The 21,509-nt window shown below is 59.2% G+C and carries 16 protein-coding genes and 1 pseudogene; 10 read left to right on the top strand and 7 right to left on the bottom strand.

Annotation, left to right across the window (positions count from 1 at the left end):
• Positions 1–5 precede the first annotated feature (5 nt).
• Together efeB and efeO are read left to right on the top strand one after the other, a co-directional pair.
• Positions 6–1,304: an iron uptake transporter deferrochelatase/peroxidase subunit gene (gene efeB / locus ACP7CZ_RS25250; protein ID WP_057977358.1), complete on the top strand. Its 1,299-nt coding sequence runs from the start codon at positions 6–8 to the stop codon at positions 1,302–1,304.
• Between the two features lie 25 nt (positions 1,305–1,329).
• Entirely contained in the window at positions 1,330–2,145 is an 816-nt protein-coding gene (gene efeO, locus ACP7CZ_RS25245) for an iron uptake system protein EfeO (protein ID WP_034127360.1), read from the top strand.
• 56 nt (positions 2,146–2,201) lie between these two features.
• Here the strand turns inward: efeO and ACP7CZ_RS25240 are convergent, their stop codons facing one another.
• Together ACP7CZ_RS25240 and pssA are read right to left on the bottom strand one after the other, a co-directional pair.
• Complete coding sequence (locus ACP7CZ_RS25240; protein ID WP_294165741.1) at positions 2,202–5,633, bottom strand: hypothetical protein; 3,432 nt, start codon at positions 5,631–5,633, stop codon at positions 2,202–2,204.
• A 120-nt stretch (positions 5,634–5,753) separates the two neighbouring features.
• Positions 5,754–7,097, bottom strand: coding sequence for a CDP-diacylglycerol--serine O-phosphatidyltransferase (pssA, locus tag ACP7CZ_RS25235; RefSeq protein ID WP_072448600.1), 1,344 nt, complete (start codon positions 7,095–7,097; stop codon positions 5,754–5,756).
• Positions 7,098–7,220: 123 nt separating this feature from the next.
• On the opposite strand from pssA, the gene ACP7CZ_RS25230 reads away from it, so the two are divergent.
• The 3 genes and pseudogenes from ACP7CZ_RS25230 to ACP7CZ_RS25220 all read left to right on the top strand — a co-directional run.
• Positions 7,221–7,784 carry a TetR/AcrR family transcriptional regulator gene (locus ACP7CZ_RS25230; RefSeq protein ID WP_294165744.1) on the top strand — a complete coding sequence of 188 codons (564 nt, stop codon included), beginning with the start codon at positions 7,221–7,223 and terminating at the stop codon, positions 7,782–7,784.
• 54 nt (positions 7,785–7,838) lie between these two features.
• Positions 7,839–8,318 carry a DUF1348 family protein gene (locus ACP7CZ_RS25225; protein ID WP_236281522.1) on the top strand — a complete coding sequence of 160 codons (480 nt, stop codon included), beginning with the start codon at positions 7,839–7,841 and terminating at the stop codon, positions 8,316–8,318.
• A gap of 192 nt (positions 8,319–8,510) precedes the next feature.
• Positions 8,511–8,675: pseudogene (locus ACP7CZ_RS25220) on the top strand (DUF1348 family protein); the annotation flags it as partial.
• A 173-nt stretch (positions 8,676–8,848) separates the two neighbouring features.
• Here ACP7CZ_RS25220 and ACP7CZ_RS25215 read toward each other — a convergent pair.
• Together ACP7CZ_RS25215 and ACP7CZ_RS25210 are read right to left on the bottom strand one after the other, a co-directional pair.
• A complete protein-coding gene (locus ACP7CZ_RS25215; protein ID WP_198715210.1) occupies positions 8,849–10,006 on the bottom strand; it encodes a PQQ-dependent sugar dehydrogenase in 1,158 nt (385 codons plus the stop codon).
• Between the two features lie 12 nt (positions 10,007–10,018).
• Positions 10,019–10,327 carry a hypothetical protein gene (locus ACP7CZ_RS25210; protein WP_294165758.1) on the bottom strand — a complete coding sequence of 103 codons (309 nt, stop codon included), beginning with the start codon at positions 10,325–10,327 and terminating at the stop codon, positions 10,019–10,021.
• Between the two features lie 185 nt (positions 10,328–10,512).
• Here ACP7CZ_RS25210 and ACP7CZ_RS25205 point away from each other — a divergent pair, with 185 nt between their 5' ends.
• Together ACP7CZ_RS25205 and ligD are read left to right on the top strand one after the other, a co-directional pair.
• Positions 10,513–11,352 (top strand): Ku protein, encoded by an 840-nt coding sequence (locus tag ACP7CZ_RS25205; RefSeq protein WP_034127353.1) that lies wholly within the window; start codon positions 10,513–10,515, stop codon positions 11,350–11,352.
• A 24-nt stretch (positions 11,353–11,376) separates the two neighbouring features.
• On the top strand, positions 11,377–13,896 hold the full coding sequence (gene ligD, locus ACP7CZ_RS25200) for a DNA ligase D (RefSeq protein ID WP_294165761.1): 2,520 nt from the start codon (positions 11,377–11,379) through the stop codon (positions 13,894–13,896).
• A gap of 18 nt (positions 13,897–13,914) precedes the next feature.
• On the opposite strand, the gene lpxO is transcribed toward ligD, so the two are convergent.
• Both lpxO and ACP7CZ_RS25190 read right to left on the bottom strand, forming a co-directional pair.
• On the bottom strand, positions 13,915–14,814 hold the full coding sequence (gene lpxO, locus ACP7CZ_RS25195) for a lipid A hydroxylase LpxO (protein WP_014718362.1): 900 nt from the start codon (positions 14,812–14,814) through the stop codon (positions 13,915–13,917).
• 264 nt (positions 14,815–15,078) lie between these two features.
• Complete coding sequence (locus ACP7CZ_RS25190) at positions 15,079–16,404, bottom strand: Wzz/FepE/Etk N-terminal domain-containing protein (RefSeq protein ID WP_054895931.1); 1,326 nt, start codon at positions 16,402–16,404, stop codon at positions 15,079–15,081.
• Between the two features lie 340 nt (positions 16,405–16,744).
• Here ACP7CZ_RS25190 and ACP7CZ_RS25185 point away from each other — a divergent pair, with 340 nt between their 5' ends.
• Complete coding sequence (locus tag ACP7CZ_RS25185; RefSeq protein ID WP_054895932.1) at positions 16,745–17,131, top strand: TIGR03067 domain-containing protein; 387 nt, start codon at positions 16,745–16,747, stop codon at positions 17,129–17,131.
• 319 nt (positions 17,132–17,450) lie between these two features.
• Here ACP7CZ_RS25185 and ACP7CZ_RS25180 read toward each other — a convergent pair whose 3' ends face one another.
• Positions 17,451–18,263 carry a class I SAM-dependent methyltransferase gene (locus ACP7CZ_RS25180; RefSeq protein WP_236452693.1) on the bottom strand — a complete coding sequence of 271 codons (813 nt, stop codon included), beginning with the start codon at positions 18,261–18,263 and terminating at the stop codon, positions 17,451–17,453.
• 154 nt (positions 18,264–18,417) lie between these two features.
• On the opposite strand from ACP7CZ_RS25180, the gene ACP7CZ_RS25175 reads away from it, so the two are divergent.
• A complete protein-coding gene (locus ACP7CZ_RS25175) occupies positions 18,418–19,656 on the top strand; it encodes an MFS transporter (protein ID WP_294165764.1) in 1,239 nt (412 codons plus the stop codon).
• Between the two features lie 142 nt (positions 19,657–19,798).
• The gene (locus tag ACP7CZ_RS25170; protein ID WP_003191057.1) at positions 19,799–21,385 is read left to right on the top strand and encodes an ABC-F family ATPase; all 1,587 of its coding nucleotides are present in this window, start codon (positions 19,799–19,801) and stop codon (positions 21,383–21,385) included.
• Positions 21,386–21,509 lie beyond the last annotated feature (124 nt).

Here is a 21,509-nt window from a genome sequence, read left to right as displayed (position 1 = left end):
CATACATGAGTGATACAGAACAGTTTGACCTCCAACGTCGCCGCGTCCTGTTGGGCATGGCGGCCACCGGCGCTGCGATTGCCGGCAGCAGCCTGACCTGCCCGGCGATGGCGGCTGAGCAAGTCACCACCGCACCACGCAGTGACAAGACCCAGGACCACCAGGCGTTTTTCGGCAAGCACCAAAGCGGCATCGTCACCCCGCGCCCGGCCTGCGGCATGGTCGTGGCGTTCGATGTACTGGCCAGCGACCGCCAAGACCTGGAACGTCTGTTCCGCACCCTCAACGAGCGCATCGCATTTCTGATGACCGGCGGCACCGTGCCCCAGGTCGACCCGAAATTGCCGCCCACCGATTCCGGCATCCTTGGCCCTGTGGTCACACCGGATAACCTGACCATTACAGTATCGGTCGGTGAGTCGTTGTTCGACGAACGCTTCGGCCTTGCCGCCGCCAAGCCCAAGCGCCTGAGTCGCATGGTCGGCTTTCCCAACGATGCACTGGAACCGGCGCAGTGTCACGGCGACCTGAGCCTGCAGTTCAGCTCCAACACGCCGGACACCAATATCCACGCGCTGCGTGACATCGTCAAAAACCTGCCCGACCTGCTGCTGGTGCGCTGGAAGCAAGAAGGCAGCGTGCCGCCCCAGGCACCGGCCAAGCCCGGCGAACCGGCACAGAGTGCGCGCAACTTCCTGGGCTTTCGCGATGGCTCGGCCAACCCCAACTCCAACGATGACAAGGCCATGGACCAGATCGTCTGGGTACAGCCCACCAGCGACGAGCCGGCCTGGGCCGCCCATGGCAGTTACCAGGCCGTGCGCATCATCCGTAACTTTGTCGAGCGCTGGGATCGCACTCCGCTGCAAGAACAGGAAAGCATCATCGGCCGTATCAAACCCACGGGCGCGCCCATGGACGGCCAGCACGAAACCCAGGTCCCGGACTACCGCAAGGACCCGCAAGGCAAGTTGACCAAGCTTGATGCTCACATCCGCCTGGCCAACCCGCGCACCCCGCAGACCCAGGCCAACCTGATCCTGCGGCGGCCGTTCAACTACTCCAACGGCGTCAACAAAAACGGTCAACTGGACATGGGCTTGTTGTTCATCTGCTACCAGGCTGACCTGGAGAAAGGCTTTATCAGCGTGCAAACCCGGCTCAACGGCGAACCGCTGGAGGAGTACCTCAAGCCAGTGGGTGGCGGGTATTTCTTTACCTTGCCGGGTGTCACCGGGCCCAAGGATTTCATCGGACGCACGCTGCTCGCCGCAACGCACCCTCACCCCCCTGCCAAGACCTAAAACACCCCACAGCGGAATGCATCCCATGAAGAAGTCGTCTATCGCGTTGTTGTTACTCAGCCTTTCGCCACTGGCAAGCTTCGCCGCTACTGCGCCGTTGGACCTGGTGGGCCCGGTGTCGGATTACAAAATCTACGTCACCGAAGAAATCGCTGAGCTGGTCACCCAGACCCAGGCGTTTACTGACGCCATCAATAAAGGCGACCTGGCCACCGCCAAGAAGCTCTACGCGCCGACTCGCGTGCACTATGAGTCCATCGAGCCGATCGCCGAGCTGTTCAGCGACCTCGACGCGTCCATCGACTCACGCGTCGACGATCACGAGAAAGGCGTCAAGGCCGAAGACTTCACCGGTTTCCACCGCATCGAGTACAGCCTGTTCTCCGAGAACACCACCCAGGGTCTCGCCGCCCTGGCCGATAAACTCAACAAGGACGTGCTGGACCTGAAAACCCGGGTTGACGGCCTGACCTTCCCGCCTGAAAAAGTCGTCGGCGGCGCCGCAGCGCTGCTTGAGGAAGTCGCCGCCACCAAGATTTCCGGTGAGGAAGACCGCTACAGCCATACCGACCTGTACGACTTTCAAGGCAACATCGACGGTGCAAAGAAAATCGTCGACCTGTTCCGTGGCCAGATCGACCACCAAGACAAGGCATTTTTGGCCAAGGTCGATAAAAACTTCGCCGCCGTGGACAAGATCCTGGCCAAATACAAGACCTCGGATGGCGGCTTCGAGACCTACGACAAAGTCAAGGAAAACGACCGTAAGGCTTTAGTGGGCCCGGTCAATACACTGGCGGAAGATTTGTCCACTTTGCGTGGGAAGTTGGGACTCAACTGATCGAAAGCGCCCCCCGTACGTCACGGCGAGGGCGCTGCCTGAAGTGTTTCAGGTCGTCATGCGGGCAGTGCTTCAAACCCATCCAGCGGCGTGCCGGTCGGCAACCCGGTCTTTGGATGGGTCGCGTACCAACGTCCATCGGTCTGTACCGCGTACACCGGTATCGAATGATTGTGTCCGTTATGAGCACCAGGCTGAACCGCCTGCTCCTGGACATTGTGCGGCGCCTGCAACTGGTTTGATACACCCAGGCAAGTGCGCAGTTTTTCTTCCACCACGCCAAGCTTTAAAAGCACTGAGGGGTTCGATGCCCTGCCTAACGCTTTAGGCAGCGCGACGAGCCCTTTCCCTCCAGCGGCCATCAAATCTGCCGCGCCATCCAGTGGGTTCAAGAAGCCACTGACCACCTCAACCCCCTTTTCCAGTACGCGAAACGCCTTGACGCCGAAGGGAGCCACAGCTTTTGTGGACTTGACGAGCGGTTTCAAGGTTCCAAATGCCCCACCTGCGAATGCCCCGGCGGTGTCGATGATCAGCCCGCGCATCCCTTCAACGATGTTGCCTTTGGTCAGGTCAATGACGGCCCCGACAAACGGGATCATGCTCAACAAAATACTGTCGTTGCGTCGCAATATTTCGCGCTTTTGTTCCAGCGGCAACATGCCATGCGCGACCTTCAGCACGCTGGCACGATGATGGATAAAATTGCCCTGCATGATCCGATCGACAATTGACTGGGTGCGGGGCGACGAAAAACTGTTAGGCACCTGGTTGGATGCCTCGCCCTGTACAGAGACCGGCGTAGCGTGCAGGGTCTCGCCCAGCTTATCAATAATGACACCTGGCGAGGTCACACCGGGCCTGGGCAAGGCATTGGAGCTGTAAGCGGCAAAATCAAATGGTTCCACCGCGCCCAGCCGCACGGGGAGCTCTGACACCGCCCAAGGCCCATACGTCTTCGGCACCGTTTGAAAGGTCCCTCCGAGGGCCAAATCACGCGGCAGGTCTTCGCGCTTGACGATCAACAGCTTGTCCGGGAACACCTCGAAGTAGCTGATTACCCCGTTGTAATTACAGCGTATCAGCGTGCCCTTTCGCCCTCTGCGCTCCTCCACCTGCTCCGGTGTTACATCTATCTCAGGCACGCTATCGGTTGCCTCGCGCAAGGCAAACAGGTCCACGTCCCCCCACTCCAAGGCTTGGCGATCAGCCAACGGCAGTTGGGCGATCATGCGTCTTGTGGCGATGCTCAAACCCTGCTTGAGTTTGTCCAGGTAGGCATCGACTTCACCAGGCAATTGGGCCTGCACATCCGGTAAATGGGCGATCCTGGCGTTCAACGCTTGCACGTTGGCATCAACGGCTGCCTGGTCGGATGCGCTCAGCCGCGGTATGACAAATGGAGAGTTGCGCCGGGCTGGTTGTGGCGGCTGCTCCCCGGGCGCCAGCAGCATCCACCGGTCCCTTGTAAGGTCGCCGGTCATGTACGCCTCGATCAGCGTACGCGTTCTCGGCTCGGACAGCTTCATGTTGCGGCGTTCATCCGGGTCTGCGATGTATACCCGCATGGCTTTCAACTGTTCCGCGCTCAGGCCTGGAAATACTGTCTGCAAGTTCCTGATCGCCGAGTCTTCTCGTATAGGCAGCGGCAGGTTGAACTGCTCCAACGCATAAACGAGTTGCTCGCACTCCTCATTGAAAGCCGTGATGGCCTGCAGATGGTGCTGCTGTGTGTAGCGGCCATCCACTGGCTTTTCATAAAGCCCGCGCATCAAGCCCCAATCGAGTAACACGTCGATCCCATAATTATCCAATACCGCCGCTTCGCCCGGCGTACTGGTGCTCAGCCGGCTGAGTCCCATAATTTCGGTGTGGCTCATGCGCCGCGAGCAACCAGGCCCACCTTGCCGCTCGGCAAACGTGACCCCCAGGCGAAAGTCGGCCCATTCCACCGAGCCTATCCGCATCGTGGAAGGGATATCCCGGACCAGAAACTCGGGCGCGCTACTGGCCAACAACAGATGCGCGGCCAGCGGTACCGTCTTTGGATCGAGCAAGGTGTTCTGAGCCAGTTGGGTCTCGATTTCAGCGCGTACCGATGCCATCGTCCGTCCACTGTTGGCGGGCTGATAGATGTCATAACCGGCAACGTTTCCAGGGCGCCGAGGCATCTCGGGGTCGATCTGCAGCAGAGCCGCCGTGAGTTCCCACTGCTTGGCTTCGAGGGTTGATAAGTCATAAGTACCGGACGCGCCCTGAAAATACAGACTGCGAGCAGCGGCCTTGCCCCAGTCCAGAGCTAACGGTTGGTCAAGTATCCGCTCCAGTATCTTGTCGGCGTTGGCACGCACCTCCTGCGGGGTGTGCTCATCGAGTACGCCTTGAAAATCCAAGGCGCGCAATAGACTCGGTTCGCTGCGACCGATGGCATCGTCGCTCAAGAGTTGCGCTATCAAGCGTTTGTCATTTTCAGACAACATGCCCGGTACCCATGGTCGTGCAAGCAATTGCGCGTAATTACCCAGCGCGGGGGCAGGCGCCACCGCAGCTTGCAACCAGCGAATGACATTGCGCACTTCCTTCGCGGTCTTGGGTACGAGGAAGCCGTGAGAAATCAGTACATCACGCACGGCGGCCTTGTCGGCACCGTCTGTGGCAAGCACCGACGTGGCGCCGATCGGCGTCTGCGCATCGGCCAGCGACACCTCTTCGTCGTCGGGTCGATTGCGAACTAGATCAGCCAGGCAACCTGCCAGGTATTGACGCTCGTCCAGCCGGTCGATGGTTTTTCTTGCCGCAAGGCTGCTGCCCTGCAGCCGGCCTTTTGTCTCGGTTGACCAACCGGACCATTCCTCCGCCAACAGATGTCCACGCACCAACGCCAACTCATCGGCATTCGTTGGCGGGGTGATGTCATGCCACTGCAAGACAGCATTGCGAGAAAACCGGTCGGACTGTTCCGGCACATAAGCCACCCCATTACCCGCCCTATCCAGCGCCGTGGCAGCGGCGCGCAATCGGGCCCCGACCTGCCACCAGCCAGAATCGTCGTTCAGAGTGAACGTCTTTCGCGTTCCCACGCGACCGCTTAAGACCAGCCCTGTGATCGAATCCGGTTTCACCACCACGGTATCCAGGGCCATGCCTTTGCTCATAATCCACGCCTTGACTTCATCAGTATTGAACGCACTGCGCAAAGCGGCAAAGCCTGCGTAGAAAGTGCTGTCGGTGGGGATCTGGACGAGGGAATCCCACGCGTGGCGCGTGGCTGATGTCGCCAGCTCGTTACGCAGGCGGTGATCACCCTCGCTCGACGCCAAGGGCACAGGTTGCAGCGTCCATCGTCGGGGACTATCTACAGCAGGATTTGAGGCTGCTTCGCGCTTGCTGCGAACAACGGGGTCGGGGAAGGCGTTTGCCGCCGGGCTCACAGAATGTAGCGGCGGCGTAAACGCAAGGGTGTCGCGACTAGGGCTGATACTCGACATGTCTGTTTCCTCTGAACCAATCAAGGGCAGAGTTCTCGTCCCTAAGAACCGTCGAGAAACAACGTAGCAACCAACACAAGCTATGCGAGTAGGTAAACTCCCAAGACGGTGAAAACAGTCCTACAGAATACGGTACAGCAACCGCTCGATGCGCACTCGACTGACCCGGCGCAGGAACTTGCCCACCGCGGGTGGATAATCCACCAGCGTTTGCAACTGTTGGTAGCCCTCGATACGGGTTACGTGCTGGAAGATCTGGGCCAACTCGGTACGCCGCGGCGCTAGCCACTGCCCTTGTGGATCGTCGATCAGCAAGCCGTTTTCCAAATCGAGGCGAAACGCCCGAGGGTTGAGGTTGTTGCCGGTGAGCAAGGTGTAGCGCTCATCCACCCACATGCCCTTTAGATGGTAGGTGTTATCGCCGTCGCGCCATAAGTGCAGGTTCAACTGGCCGCTGTTGATCATCGGCTGATGCCGCTTGGCAAAGCGTCGCAGGCTGATCTCGTACAGGTACGGCAACGCCGCAATCACCTTGAAAGGTTCGGTGGGCGGAATGTAGAAATCGTTGGCGGTCTTGTCGCCCACCACGATGTCGATCTTCACACCGCGTGCCAGAGCGCGGTTGATCTCACGGGTCACCGGCAATGGGAGGTTGAAATACGGCGTGCAAATAGTCAGCTGCTGCTGGGCGCTGGCGATCAATTCGAGGATCACCCGGCTCAACGGGTTGTTCTTGCCGACGCCAAGCAATGGGCTGACCGACAGATGACCGTTGGGAAACTGGCCGGCCGTGGTGTCGTAGGCCGCATGCTTGAGACGGCTGCGCAGGTCGCCGATGTCGTTGCGCAGGCTGCGAGTGGTGGGCGGGTTCGGCAGGTCCAGGCGATGCACGGCCTTGGACGCCACCAGGCCGTGTTCCACCAGGTGCTGCATCGAATCGGCCAAGGGTTGGCTATGGATCAGATGGTAACGGTCGAAGCGGTATTTATCGAACTTGTGCAGGTACACATTGTTCAGGCTGGCGCCGCTGTACAGCACGCTGTCATCGATCACGAAGCCCTTGAGGTGCAACACGCCGAACAGCTCGCGGGTTTGCACCGGCACGCCGTACACCGGTACTTCGGTGGCGTGGCGCTGAGTCATCGCCTGGTACCAGGCGCTGTTGCCCGGTTGCTTGCCCGCGCCGATCAACCCGCGCTGGGCGCGCAGCCAATCAACCATCACCACGATGTCCAGTTCGGGCCGTGCGGCCTTGGCGGCATGCAGCGCGTCGTAGATTTCCTGCCCCGCCTCATCCTGCTGCAAGTACAAGGCAACGATGTATATACGCCGCGTGGCCTGGGCGATTTTCTCCAACAAGCAGCGACGGTAGGCGTCGGCGCTGGGCAGCACTTCAATGGCCTCGTTGGACAACGGGAAACCGCGCAGCTTGGGCAACAGGGAGCGTTTGAAGAACGACGGCATAGGGCTCGCAATGGGTCGAATCCGAAGAGGCCCAAAGCTTACACCATGAGGCTGCTCAGGTCTCGCAGTGGGCAATTCAAAAACCGGTTGACCATGAAGAACGATCGTTCTACTGTGCGAAACATGAACGATATCACTCAGAATGAAACCCGCGACATCATCCTCGACGTCACCGAAAAATTGATCTATCGCCACGGCATTGCTGCCACCGGCATGGACTTACTGGTGAAAACCGCCGGGGTGTCGAGAAAGAGTATCTACCGCTACTTCACCAACAAGGATGAGTTGGTGATAGCTGCCCTTCAACGCCGCGACGAGCGCTGGATGCAGTGGCTGCGCAGCGAAGTGGAACACAGCGACGACAGCGGCGAACGCCTGCTGGGGCTGTTCGGCGCGCTCAAGCGCTGGTTCGGCTCGGCGGACTTTCGCGGCTGCGCCTTTATCAACACCAGCGGTGAAACCGGCGACGCCCAGGACCCGGTGCGCCTGTTGGCCAAGGCCCATAAACGCAAACTGTTCGATTACGCACTCGAACTGTGCCAAGCACATGGCACTCCCGACCCGGAGCAGCAGGCCGCGCAACTGCTGATCCTGATCGATGGTGCCATTACCGTCGCCCTGGTCATGGGTGATTCAACAGCTGCCGATAATGCGCAATGCATGGCGCGGACCTTACTGCAACTTTGAACTCACAGACCAGGCAACTTTCGACCCAACCTTAATTACTTTGAGGAGCCGCCCATGTCAGCCCAAGAAGACGTCCGTCCACCCCTGCCGCCGTTTACCCGCGATTCGGCCATCGAAAAAGTCCGCCTGGCGGAAGACGGCTGGAACTCCCGCGACCCACAACGCGTGTCTCTGGCCTACACCCTGGATACGAACTGGCGCAACCGCGCCGAATTTGCCCATAACCGCGAAGAAGCCAAGCAGTTCCTGAGCCGCAAATGGGCCAAGGAGCTGGATTATCGACTGATCAAGGAATTGTGGGCCTTCACCGATAACCGCATCGCGGTGCGCTATGCCTATGAATGGCACGATGATTCGGGTAACTGGTTTCGCTCGTACGGCAATGAGAACTGGGAGTTCGACGAGAACGGCTTGATGGCCAACCGCTTTGCCTGCATCAACGATATGCCGATCAAAGAGAGCGAGCGCAAGTTCCATTGGCCGCTGGGGCGGCGCCCGGATGAGCATCCGGGCCTGTCAGAACTGGGGCTATAACCCCGATTCTGCAGACCGAATGAGATCCAATGTGGGAGCTGGCTTGCCTGCGAAAGCGGTCGTGCAGTAACAGATTCAGCGCCTGACACACCGCCTTCGCAGGCAAGCCAGCTCCCACACTTGGATCGCAGGGCATCAATTGGATCAACGTCTGCTGTCAACGCCCTCCCACACGTTTAGTCCTGATTCAGCCAGACCTACGGCAACGAAAACTGGGAGTCCGACGAGAACGGCTTGATGGCCAACCGCTTTGCCTGCATCAACGATATGCCGATCAAAGAGAACGAGCGCCAGTTCCATTGGCCGCTGGGGCGGCGCCCGGATGAGCATCCCGGCCTGTCAGAGCTGGGGCTATAACCCCGACTCTGCAGACCGAATGAGATCCAATGTGGGAGCTGGCTTGCCTAAGAAAGCGGTGGTGCAGTAATAGATTCAGCGCCTGACACACCGCCTTCGCAGGCAAGCCAACTCCCACATTTGGATCGCGGGGCATCAATTGGATCTGCCTCTGCTGTCAGCCCCACGTACGTTTAGTCCTGATTCAGCCCAACCCGATACAACACGCCGTCATCCTCATCAGTCAGCACATACAGAAAGCCATCCGGCCCCTGCCGCACATCGCGAATTCGCGCTTTCAATTCGCCCAACAAGCGTTCTTCGTGGATCACCTTGTCCCCCTCGAACTGCAACCGAATCAGCTCTTGGCTGGCCAGCGCGCCGATAAACAGGTTGTGCTGCCATGCCTTGAATCGGTCGGCGTCGTAGAACGCCATGCCACTGATGCCCGGCGATTTCTCCCAGACATGATGGGGCGCCACTGTGCCCTCTGCCGTTTTGCCCTTGGCTTCCGGAATCGGCAGCAGGGAATAGTTGATGCCATGGGTTGCCAACGGCCAACCGTAGTTCTTGCCGCGCTCGATGATATTGACTTCGTCGCCGCCACGGGGCCCGTGTTCATGTTCCCAGATCGTGCCGCTCCAGGGGTTCAGGGCCAGCCCCTGAGGGTTACGCTGCCCGTAGGACCAGATCTCCGGACGCACGCCGGGTTGACCGACGAAAGGGTTGTCGTCCGGCACGCGCCCATCCGGGTAGATGCGCACCACTTTACCTTGCAGCTTGTCCAGGTCCTGGGCCGTGGGGCGGTCGTTGTTCTCCCCGAGAGTCACGAACAGGTAGCCATCACGATCGAAGGCCAAGCGCGAGCCAAAGTGGTTGCCAGTAGACAGCTTGGGCTCCTGGCGCAGTATCACCTTGAAGTCCTCCAAGCCGCTCAAGTCGGCCGCCAAACGACCACGCCCTACGGCTGTGCCGGCCTTGCCACCCTCGCCACCGCCTTCGGCGTACGACAGGTACACAAGACGGTCCTGCTTGAAGTCTGGCGACAGCACCACATCCAGCAACCCACCCTGTCCTTTGGCCCATACCTGCGGCACGCCCTTCAAGGGCGCAGACAGCTTGCCGTCCGGACTCACAAAACGCAGGTTTCCAGGCAGCTCAGTCACCAGGAAACCTTGCTGGTCCGGCAAAAATGCCAGTGCCCACGGATGGTCAAGGCCCTTGGCAACCGGCGTGGCGGTGATGCTGCCTTGCTCACTGGGGAACTGTTGGCTATCGGCGGCATACACCGCGCTCAACGGTAGCAACGCGCTGGCGCACAGGGCGGCTAGCAGGGTTTTACGTACAAACATAAGGCGAGATCCTTAGCGGCGATTGCCGTTGGCATCATAGGTGGGCGCTTTGGGTGCGGTGGCCGGTGGGCTGGGGGCCGCCTCCTGCTTGGGGTAGCGGTTGCCGATGCCGCCGTTTTCCAGCGTCGGCCGCGGGTTTGCCGGGACAGGCTGGATACTGCGTACCGCCGGTGTATTGGGCTGGGTGCCCTGCATGCTATTGGGGTTGGCCCGGTGAATAGGGCCGTAGTCGTTACGCCCTGGCAGGTTTTGCGCCTGGGCCAATGGCGCAAGGGCCAGGCCCAGCGCCAGTGCTGCAAGATGACGTACACAAGGGTTCATGGCCAAACCTCTCTATGCCAAGTACTACGTGCTTTCGATAACACGCTACGCCGTGGGTTCGCGTTGTGACACTAAATAGTTTCTCATCAGGTGTAACACGATCTGTCCGAGCATCTATCCGCCGAAACTTTTGCCGTGCTCTGCGAGTCACCAGCACACAGGCTCTTCGTTGAGGAATAACACCTATGCCACGGGCAATCTGGAAAGGCGCCATCAGTTTCGGCTTGGTTCACATCCCGGTATCGCTGGTCTCGGCGACCTCTTCACAAGGCGTCGACTTCGACTGGCTGGACAAGCGCAGCATGGACCCGGTGGGCTATAAGCGCATCAACAAAACCACCGGCAAGGAAGTCACCAAAGACAATATCGTCAAGGGCGTGGCCTTTGAAAAAGGACGCTATGTGGTGCTCAGCGAAGACGAAATTCGCTCGGCACACCCCAAGTCCACCCAGACCATCGAAATCATCGCCTTCGTCGCCAGCGACCAGATCCCCCTGCAAAACATCGACACGCCCTACTTTCTCGCCCCGGATAAACGCGGCGGCAAGGTCTATGCATTGCTGCGCGAAGCGCTGAAAAAAACCGGCAAGGTCGCCCTGGCCAATGTGGTGCTGCACACCAAGCAGCATCTGGCTGCGTTGATGCCGCTGGAGTCGGCGCTGGTGCTGGTCATGCTGCGCTGGCCCGCCGAAGTGCGCAGCCTGGATGAGTTGGAGTTGGGCAGCGATGTGACAAAGCCGACCCTGGCCAAAGGTGAATTGGACATGGCCAAGCGCCTGGTGGAAGACATGAGCGCCGATTGGCAGCCCGATGAGTACCGTGACAGCTTCCAGGACAAGATCAGGGCGCTGGTGGCGAAGAAGGCCAAGGCCGGCAAGATCGAAGATGTGGAAACGGCCGAAGGCGGCGAAGAGCGAAAATCCGCGGATGTCATCGACCTGACGGAACTGCTCAAACGCAGCCTGGCGGGTAAACCTGCGGCGAAAAAGAGCGCCGCGAAAAAGTCCAATAACAAGGCCTCTTGAGCCTGCCATTGACGGGAGAACGACATGGCAAAGCCCCTGAGCGAGTACAACCGCAAGCGCGATTTCAAGATCACCGCCGAACCCGCAGGCAGCTCACCCGCCAGCAAACGTACCGCTTCGGCCCTGAGCTTTGTGATTCAAAAGCATGATGCGCGCAACCTGCATTACGACTTTCGCCTGGAACTGGATGGCGTGCTGTTGAGCTGGGCGGTGCCCAAGGGCCCAAGCCTGGACCCGAGCCAGAAACGCCTGGCGGTGCATGTTGAAGACCACCCACTGAGCTATGGCAGTTTCGAGGGCAGTATCCCCACCGGCCAATACGGTGCGGGGGATGTAATCGTGTGGGACCGAGGCATCTGGCAACCCCACGATGACCCGCGCAAAGCCTACGCGGCGGGTAAACTCAAATTCACCTTGGTGGGTGAGAAACTCTCCGGTGATTGGGCGCTGGTACGTACCCGCCTCAAGGGCAGCGGTGACAAGGAGCAGTGGCTGTTGATCAAGGAAAACGATCAGCAGGCGCGCCCGGCCTCTGAGTTCGATATTGTCGAGGCCGAGCCCGCCAGCGTGCTCAGCGACGCGGTCGTGGGCAAGCCAAAAGCCAAGGCCAAGGCCAAACCCAAGGCCGCGCCAAAAGCCAAAGCGCCCAAGCGCAACGCTGCGCTGCCTGACGAGTTTGCCCCCCAACTGGCAACCTTGGTCGACCGCGCCCCCGAGGGTGATTGGCGCTACGAAATCAAGTTCGACGGCTACCGCATCATGGCGCGCATTCGCGACGGTGAAGTGCGCCTGTTCACCCGCAACGGCCACGACTGGACCGAGCGCCTGCCGCGTCAGTGCAAAGCCTTGCAAGCGCTCAAGCTCAAAGACAGTTGGCTGGATGGCGAAGTGGTCAGCCTCAATGGCGACGGGCTGCCGGATTTCCAGGCGCTGCAAAACGCATTCGATATCGGCCGCAGCCTGGACATCGTCTATTACCTGTTCGATGCACCCTTTTTGAATGGCCGCGACCAGCGCGAAGACCCGGTCGAGGAGCGTCGGGCTGCGCTTAAATCCGCACTGTCCGCCAGCCGAAGCAAACTGCTGCGCTTCTCCGAAGCCTTTGCCGCCAGCCAGCGCGATATTTTCGAGAGCGCCTGTGACCTGTCGCTCGAAGGCGTGATCGGCAAGCGCGCCGGCAGCCCCTACGTGTCGCGGCGCAGTGCCGACTGGATCAAGCTCAAATGCCGCCTGCGCCAGGAGTTCGTGATTGTCGGCTACACCCGCCCCCAAGGTTCGCGCAGCGGCTTTGGGGCGCTGCTGCTGGCGGTCAACGATGACACCGGCCTGGTCTATGCCGGGCGCGTGGGCACGGGCTTTGATCAGGCGGCGCTGAAAACCATCTATGCCAAGCTCACGCCGCTCGAGCGCAAGGACTCGCCACTGCAAAAGCCATTGACCAGTGCCCAGGCCCGCGGCGTGCATTGGGTTGAGCCGAGCCTGGTAGGCGAAGTGCAATTTGCCGAATGGACCCGTGAAGGCGTGGTGCGCCAGGCCGCGTTTGTGAGCCTGCGCACCGACAAGCCAGCCTCGCAGATCATTCATGAACAGCCGCGCGCGGCCAAGTCGGTCAAGGCACCGCAAGCATCGAAAGCCGATAAAGCGCAGGCAACGGTGAAGAACGTGAAAATCACTCACCCCGAGCGCATTATCGACAAGCACAGCGACACGCAAAAACAGCAATTGGCACAGTTCTACACCGATATCAGCGAATGGATCCTGCCCTTTCTGCGCGCACGTGCCGTGTCCCTGCTGCGCGCGCCGGAAGGGATCGAAGGTGAGCAGTTCTTCCAGAAACACTCAGAGCGCATGGCAATCCCCCACATCAAGCAATTGGACCCGGCGCTGGATCCAGGCCATGCGCGCCTGATGGAAATAGACAGCGTGGAAGCCCTGGTCGGCGCGGTGCAAATGGGTACGGTCGAGTTTCACACCTGGGGCGCTACCGCAGACAAGATTGAAACGCCCGACCTGTTCGTGCTCGATCTCGATCCGGACCCGGCCTTGCCCTGGAAAGCCATGCTGGAAGCGGCCCAACTGACTCTGTCGGTACTTGATGAGCTGGGCTTGCAGGCTTTCGTCAAAACCAGCGGCGGCAAGGGCCTGCACTTGATCGTGCCATTGGCCCGGCGCGATAACTGGGACACCGTCAAGGCATTCGCCAAAGCCATTGCCCAATTCATGACCCGCCAACTGCCCGAACGCTTTACCGCCACCAGTGGCCCCAAGAACCGCGTGGGCAAGATCTTTATCGATTACCTGCGTAACGCCCGCGGCGCCAGTACCGTGGCGGCGTATTCAGTGCGGGCACGCCCGGGCTTGCCAGTATCGGTGCCGGTGAGTCGAGAGGAGTTGAAAGGATTGCGCGGCGCCCAACAGTGGACAGTGGCGAACCTGCACCAACGGTTGCAGGCCTTGAAGGACGACCCGTGGGCGGGGTATGCCAATCGGCAGAAGATCAGCAAAAAAATGTGGGACAAGTTGGGCGCGCAACCCCCTGGGTGATCCGCGCCCTGAGCCAGGTCAGATAAGAATGAAAATCAGCGCCAGACCGGCAAAGATCGCCCACTTTTCCAGGTAATAGCGCGTGCGGTTGCGCTTTTTGAGCTCCTTGCCACGCAGGCGAATCTTGTACAGCCGGGTGAAGGCACGGTTGAGGCCGCCGGTCTTGTCACCCTCATCGTTGGGCGAACCTGCGGCCGCCATCACATTGCGGCTGAACCAGCGATTGAACGCAGCCGCCCAGCGGTACTTCATCGGCCGTTCGATATCACAGAACAGTATGATGCGGTTCTGTTGGGTGGTGTTTTCCGCGTAGTGAATGTAGGTCTCGTCGAACATCACCGGCTCGCCGTCGCGCCAGTAATAGCTTTCGCCGTCCACGTTGATGTAGCAGCCTGGATCGTTAGGCGTATCCAGCCCCAGGTGATAGCGGTACGAGCCCGCATACGGGTCGCGGTGACGCACCAGCTTGGAGCCCGGTGGCAGTTCGGCGAACATCGCGGCCTTGATCGAGCCGATGCTTTGCACCAGCTCGGTGGTGCGTGGGCACAGCTTCATCGCCGAGGGGTGACTGTCGCCGTACCACTTGAGGTAGAAACGCTTCCAGCCGGTCTTGAAAAACGAGTTGAATCCTACGTCGTTGTATTGCTCCGAGCGTTTGATCTCACCCGCCCGCATCAGATTCTGGCCTTCTTCGCGGATCTCTTCCCAGTGCTCCTGCAATGGGCTCAGGTCTGGAAAGTCGCTGGGCGAAAGGTAGGGACGGCTGGGCTGCTTGGAGAACAGGTACAGGAAACAGTTGATCGGCGCCAGGAACGTCGAGTGATCACTAAGCTGGCGACCCAGCTTGTGTCGCACCCGACCACGCAGGTGTACATACGCAATGGAAGCAACGTAGAGAGCAACAATGATGAGTTTCAAGGGATTCGTCACACGTCAGGGAGAGAACAGGCTGCTCCTGCGGGCCCACAACGGCCGAGGATGGATAAGCAGCACCTGAAATCACAATTCACATACAGGTGACACGGCCGGCGGGATAACCGCCTGCGTGCGACCATTGGCAGTTATTTAGCCACACTTTGTAACCAAAGGTTAACTAAGAATTGTGAAAAGCTGTCTATTGAGTGTGCTGGGGGTAGGAGCAGGCAGGCCCTTGAGCCTGCCTGTTTGAGGGCGTTTGAAGGGTTAAAGCGGCGAATCTTTACCCTCGCGGCGATCCCCTAATGCCGTATAGGGCACGGCCTGAGTGCGGCTGCGAACGAAGTAGCGGATCAGCGCAATCATCAGGCCCAGCAGCAGACCTCCGACCAGGCTCAACGCGATAACCAGCGGCTTTTTCGGCTTGATCGGCGACAGAGGCTCCTGGGCTCGACGGTCAATGGTCACCAGCTTGAGGTTGCTCATATCGATATTCAAACCACGCAACCTGGCGACTTCAGCGCGAAGCGGCTCGACGTCCTGCAAGAAGATGTCTTCATTGCCCCGCTTGCGCAGTACCTCAACCTCGCGGTTGCTTTCCAACAGTTGCAAGTCTTTGCCGATCTCGGCAATGCGCGGGTTGGTGAAATCGTCGCTGGTACGCTGCTGCAATGCAGCGCGTTCGGCTTCCAGCGCCTCGGTCCCCATGAAATACAGCGGAATCTTCTGGTTGTTCACCTCGGTCCGCATGACCTGGCTCGAACCTGTGCGGGTGGAGTCGGCCATAGAGGACGGCGTTGTTGGTGTACGAATGCCCATGGACTTGGCAATGCTGATCGCTTCGGCCAACTCGGCCAAGCGGTTGGTGCGCTCCATTTTCATTTGCAAGCGCAAAGCGCTGAGCTCGTCCTGCAATTGGGCACGCTTGAGCCGGTCAGCTTCCAGCAACTTGGCGATTTTCGATTCTTTATCGGTATCGTAATTGGCGCGGGCAGCGTCGATCTTGCCCTTGAGCTCGCTCAAGCGGTTATTGACGATAACCTTCAGGTCGGCACCCACCTGCTGACGCTCGGCGGCGATGGCGTAGTCCACAAAACCGTTGAGGATCGCAACACCATCGACGTCGGTCGGGTATTGCAACTCCAGACGGATATAACTGCTCAACGAATCGGATTTCTTGGGGTCGGGCAGAATCAGATTGACGGAATTGCGGTTGAACGCCTCAAAGCTCTGCTCAAGGGTTTGCCCCGGTTTCTTGAACGCCTTGAACAACTCCTCATGATCCTTGAAGAACCCCAGGCGCGCATCATAGGAATCCAACTGCGCGCCCACCTTGAGCAGCGCATCGGCAGGCGGCAACTTATACACTTCCGAACGGTTCAAGGCGTCCAACTCGTTGATAGCCGCAGGCCGTAACACACTGCTGACCTCATAGGTCTTGGGTGCCAGGAAGGCATAACCTGCGCCTAATACCCCGGCCAGAAGCGTACACCCGACCACCAGCTTTTTTTGTCGCCAGATGGCGTGAAACAATTCAAATAAATCAATTTCATCAGACGCTGCGGAAGGCGGAAGCGGGGAAGTACGATTCAAAATAAGAACACCTTAAAATAATACTAAAAGGCCATCATTCTCAGAAGTCTGAATGACTTCAAAAATCAGGGACAACGCCCTGGATACGGCAGACCAGTGGCGATGTGACCACTCAGTCCCCTGAAATATCCCACAAACTTAGGGATTATTTCGGTTTCATTTCGGTGAGTAAGCCAAATCACACAGCCATGTCAGACTGATCTGGCTGCAAGCGTAGTCAATCCAACATGAAAAAGCTGTCAAATACCTGTCTTATAAAGAAAAAAATTTCGCCTTCATGGGGGACAGTGGCAGCCTCAAGACAATTGAACATTTTTTTGAACAGCAATAAGGAGTTTGCATGTCACCGCTTTCAGCCTCGGACTTTCACGCACTGCAAGGCAAATGGGAACAAACAGCCCTTGAAGACAGTGGCGTGCTCAACCCCGTGGATGCTCACAGCGCACCGGGAGCAATGACGACAATTGCGGGGGATCGCTTCGAAGTGACCACGGTCAATGGCGAAATATTATTGGCGGGGCGGTTCGTACTGGACGCCAGTACTACGCCCAAAAGCATCACCTGGACGGACGCCATCGGCGAAGATGCAGGCAAGCAACTCCCCGCCAGTTACCGGCTCGACGGCGATGATTTTGTGTTTATCGCAGCGGATGAGGGCATGCCCAGGCCCACTGTATTCAGCACCGGCCCAGGGCAAACCATGCGCACCTTCGTGCGGCGCTCTTGATCAAATGTGGGAGCTGGCTTGCCTGCGATAGCGGTGGGTGAGTCAACTAATCTGTCACTGATACACCGCTATCGCAGGCAAGCCAGCTCCCACAGGTTTGAACGCGGGGCGTCAGGCAGATAGGCGGTGGCTGGCAGGCCGTTACGGGAGCAAGCTCCCTCGCCACAGGAGGACACATAAGCCGTGATTATCCGATTTGATCACGGCATTTTCACAAAGACTTCACTTTTCGACCTATAAGGTCAGGCCTACCTACTCCAGTGAATCACTTGGCCCGCCCTCTCCTCGCGGGCCTTTTTTTTGCGTGCGCAAACCTTGATCAGCCATCACGCCTGATCGCTGTCATGGTAAAGCACAGGGGCAGTTGCGCGGCCTGATGCTCATATTGATCGTAGAGTTCTTCCCGGTTTGAATGCGGGTATTCCTGCAAATGAGCGATCTGCAACTGCGCTGCGATAGCCCCGCTGACTACATTGCCCAGGGTATGTACATACCAATAGGAGGTCGGCCCGGGCCGCTCATCCTTCCCTTCATAGACAATTGCCTCCTGCAGCACAAAGGGTTCACGCTGGAAGTAAGAACTGGCAGGCAGCATAGGGTTGGCCCCATAGGGGTCAAACATCTCAAGAAAGGGATGGGTTTCGTACATGACCAACGTACCGCCGGGCTTCAGCACACTGGCAACCTGGCGCATGAACAACGCCACATCCGGCATCCAGCCCAGCACGCCGATGGTCACCAGGGCAATATCGAACCGTGCCTGCAAACGCTCGGGCAAATGGTGGATATCGGTCTCAATGAACTCAGGGCTGTGTGGCGAGGCCTCGGCCAACTCCCGAGCCTGTTCAAGAAACGCCCGGGATTGATCAACCCCCACCACCGAACGGGCGCCCAAGCCATACAACGAAAGGCTTTCGCGTCCGTTGTTGCAGCACAATTGCACCACGTCCTTGCCCACCACGCCTACCTCTTGCAGCAAGGTGGTGATGGTCGGGTCAAGGCAGGAAAAATCAGGCTCGGCTACCGAGTCCAGCAGTGCCGCCCAGGTCGCGGTGTCTTTATGCAACCCGGCGGATTCGTCCCAGGCATTTCTATTGCTGGCGATCGCCTCTTGCGCTGAGGGCATGTCCATTGCTTCTCCAGAAATTCATTCCAGTGGGCTTCGGAAAGTAAATTAAATGCGCGCAGGAGGAAACCCTGGCCCACCGCGAAACTTATCGCCCAGCCCACCGGTCATTATCCCAACGCGCGCTCAGCCCCTGAACGCCGCTCTTGAAGGTCGCACCGTGGCCCGTCATTCAGAACTGCGCATCGCTTTATCCCTGGACAGCCTGAACTTCTTTCTTGCCGATGTGCGCGACGGTCTCGGACCGTACCTGGCGATCTATCTGTTGGCCGTCCATCAATGGGAGCCGGCCAGCATTGGCGTGGTCATGACCCTCGCAGGCATCGCTGCCTTGCTGACCCAAGGCCCCGCGGGTGCGCTGATCGACCGCACTCGCAGCAAACGTGCGGTGGTCGCCCTGGCCGCGCTGTTGGTGACGGGCAGTTGCCTGATGCTGCCCTTCGTCAGTTCATTTGGCTGGGTGGCGCTGACCCAAGCTGCCAGCGCCGTAGCTGCCTCTGTCTTTGCTCCGGCAATTTCCGCCATTTCGCTGGGGATCACCGGGCCGCGTGCCTTCACCCGGCGTACCGGGCGCAACGAGACTTTCAACCATGCCGGCAATGCCGTGGCCGCGTTGCTGGCCGGCGGGCTGGCCTACCTGTTCGGGCCGGTGGTGGTGTTCTACCTGATGGCGTTTATGGCCGTCGCCAGTGTCATTGCGGTCAGTTGCGTGCCGGCCGAGGCGATTGACCATGAGGTCGCCCGTGGTTTTGATCCGGCCCATCACACCGACCACGAACAGCCCTCGGGCCTGAAAGCATTGCTGGCCAACCAACCGCTGCTACTGTTTGCCATCTGCTGCGCACTGTTTCACCTGGCCAATGCCGCGATGCTGCCGCTGGTCAGCCAGAAACTGGCGCAGATCAATCTGCAGATGGCCACCCCGCTGACGTCAGCCTGCATTGTCGCCGCACAGTTGGTGATGGTGCCGATGGCCTGGCTGGTCGGGCTCAAGGCCGATATCTGGGGGCGCAAGCCACTGCTGCTTGCAGGTTTCCTGATACTGCCGTTGCGTGGCGTGCTCTATACCTTATCCAGCGACCCCTACTGGCTGGTGGCCGTGCAGATGCTCGACGGTATCGGCGCCGGTATTTTCGGCGCCCTGTTCCCGGTGATCGTCAAAGACCTGACCCAAGGCACCGGGCGCTTCAACGTCAGCCTGGGCGCCCTCTCCACCGTATTCGGCCTGGGCGCGGCACTCAGCAACAGCCTGGCCGGTTTCGTGGTGCAGCAGGCTGGCTACAACGCGGCCTTCCTGACGTTGGCAGCGGTTGCAGCCGCTGCCTTGATGCTGTTGTGGCTGGCTATGCCTGAGACATTGGCAAAACCATCCTTCGCTCGCCATACAACTGTCGCCTGACATATGCGACAATGCGCGCCAAATTCCAACACACATCCCCAATTTTGTGTTCAGCGACCGGGTTTCGCGCCTTGATGTCGCTGTTGACGCATGCCTGAAGGCACCTGCCGTCACGCTCGCAACCCATTGATAGGTAAAGTAATTGATCTCCACAGCTAACATCACCATGCAGTTCGGCGCCAAGCCGCTCTTCGAGAACGTCTCGGTCAAGTTCGGCGCCGGCAACCGCTATGGTCTGATCGGTGCCAACGGTTGCGGCAAGTCGACCTTCATGAAAATCCTCGGTGGCGACCTCGACCCGTCCGGCGGCCAGGTCATGCTGGAGCCGAATGTGCGCTTGGGTAAACTGCGCCAGGACCAGTTCGCCTACGAAGAATTCACCGTGCTCGACACCGTGATCATGGGCCACGAGGAGCTGTGGAAGGTCAAGGCCGAACGCGACCGCATCTACTCGCTGCCGGAAATGAGCGAAGAAGACGGCATGGCCGTGGCCGAGCTGGAAACCGAGTTCGCCGAGATGGACGGCTACACCGCCGAATCCCGCGCCGGTGAGCTGCTGCTGGGCCTGGGTATTCCCCTGGAACAGCATTTCGGCCCGATGAGCGAAGTGTCCCCAGGCTGGAAGCTGCGCGTACTGCTGGCCCAGGCGCTGTTCTCCGACCCGGAAGTGCTGTTGCTCGACGAACCGACCAACCACTTGGACATCAACACCATCCGCTGGCTGGAAAACATCCTGACCCAGCGCTCCAGCCTGATGATCATCATCTCTCACGACCGTCACTTCCTGAACAGCGTGTGCACCCACATGGCTGACCTGGACTACGGCGAGCTGCGCCTGTTCCCGGGCAACTACGACGAGTACATGACCGTGGCGACCCAGTCCCGCGAGCAATTGCTGTCGGACAACGCCAAGAAGAAAGCGCAGATCTCCGAACTGCAATCCTTCGTCAGCCGCTTCTCGGCCAACGCCTCGAAAGCCAAGCAGGCGACCTCCCGTGCCAAGGCGATCGACAAGATCCAGCTGGCCGAAGTCAAGCCATCGAGCCGTGTGAGCCCGTTCATCCGTTTCGAGCAGAACAAAAAGTTGCACCGCCAGGCGGTCATGGTCGAAAAGATGGCCAAAGGTTTTGACGGCAAGCCGCTGTTCAAGGATTTCAGCTTCCAGGTTGAAGCCGGCGAGCGCGTGGCGATCATCGGCCCCAACGGTATCGGCAAGACCACCCTGCTGCGCACCCTGGTCAACGAACTGACCCCGGACGCCGGCAGCATCAAGTGGACCGACGCCGCCGAACTGGGCTACTACGCCCAGGACCACGCCCACGACTTCGAAGACGACGTGAGCCTGTTCGACTGGATGGGCCAGTGGACCCAAGGCGAGCAAATGATTCGTGGCACCCTGGGCCGCATGTTGTTCTCCAACGACGAAATCCAGAAGTCGGTCAAAGTGATCTCCGGTGGTGAACAAGGTCGCATGCTGTTCGGCAAGCTGATCCTGCAAAAGCCCAACGTGCTGATCATGGACGAACCGACCAACCACTTGGACATGGAATCCATCGAGGCGCTGAACCTGGCGCTGGAGAACTACCCGGGCACGCTGATCTTCGTCAGCCACGACCGCGAGTTCGTATCGTCCCTGGCCACCCGCATCATCGAGTTGAGCCCAAGCGGCGTGATCGACTTCAGCGGCACCTATGACGACTACCTGCGTAGCCAGGGTGTGGTGTTCTAAGAACAGCACTTAGCTGCAAGCAAAAGCCCTGTCCCTGTGACAGGGCTTTTTGCATACGCTCTACTACTGTAGGAGCGAGCTTGCTCGCGAAAAACCTGAGGACGCCGCGCAGAATCAGGCAACC

The sequence above is a fragment of the Pseudomonas sp. DWP2-2 genome, from assembly GCF_049897065.1.
GTDB classification, from domain to species: Bacteria; Pseudomonadota; Gammaproteobacteria; order Pseudomonadales; family Pseudomonadaceae; genus Aquipseudomonas; species Aquipseudomonas paracarnis.
This window is presented reverse-complemented; position numbering and strand designations above follow the sequence as displayed.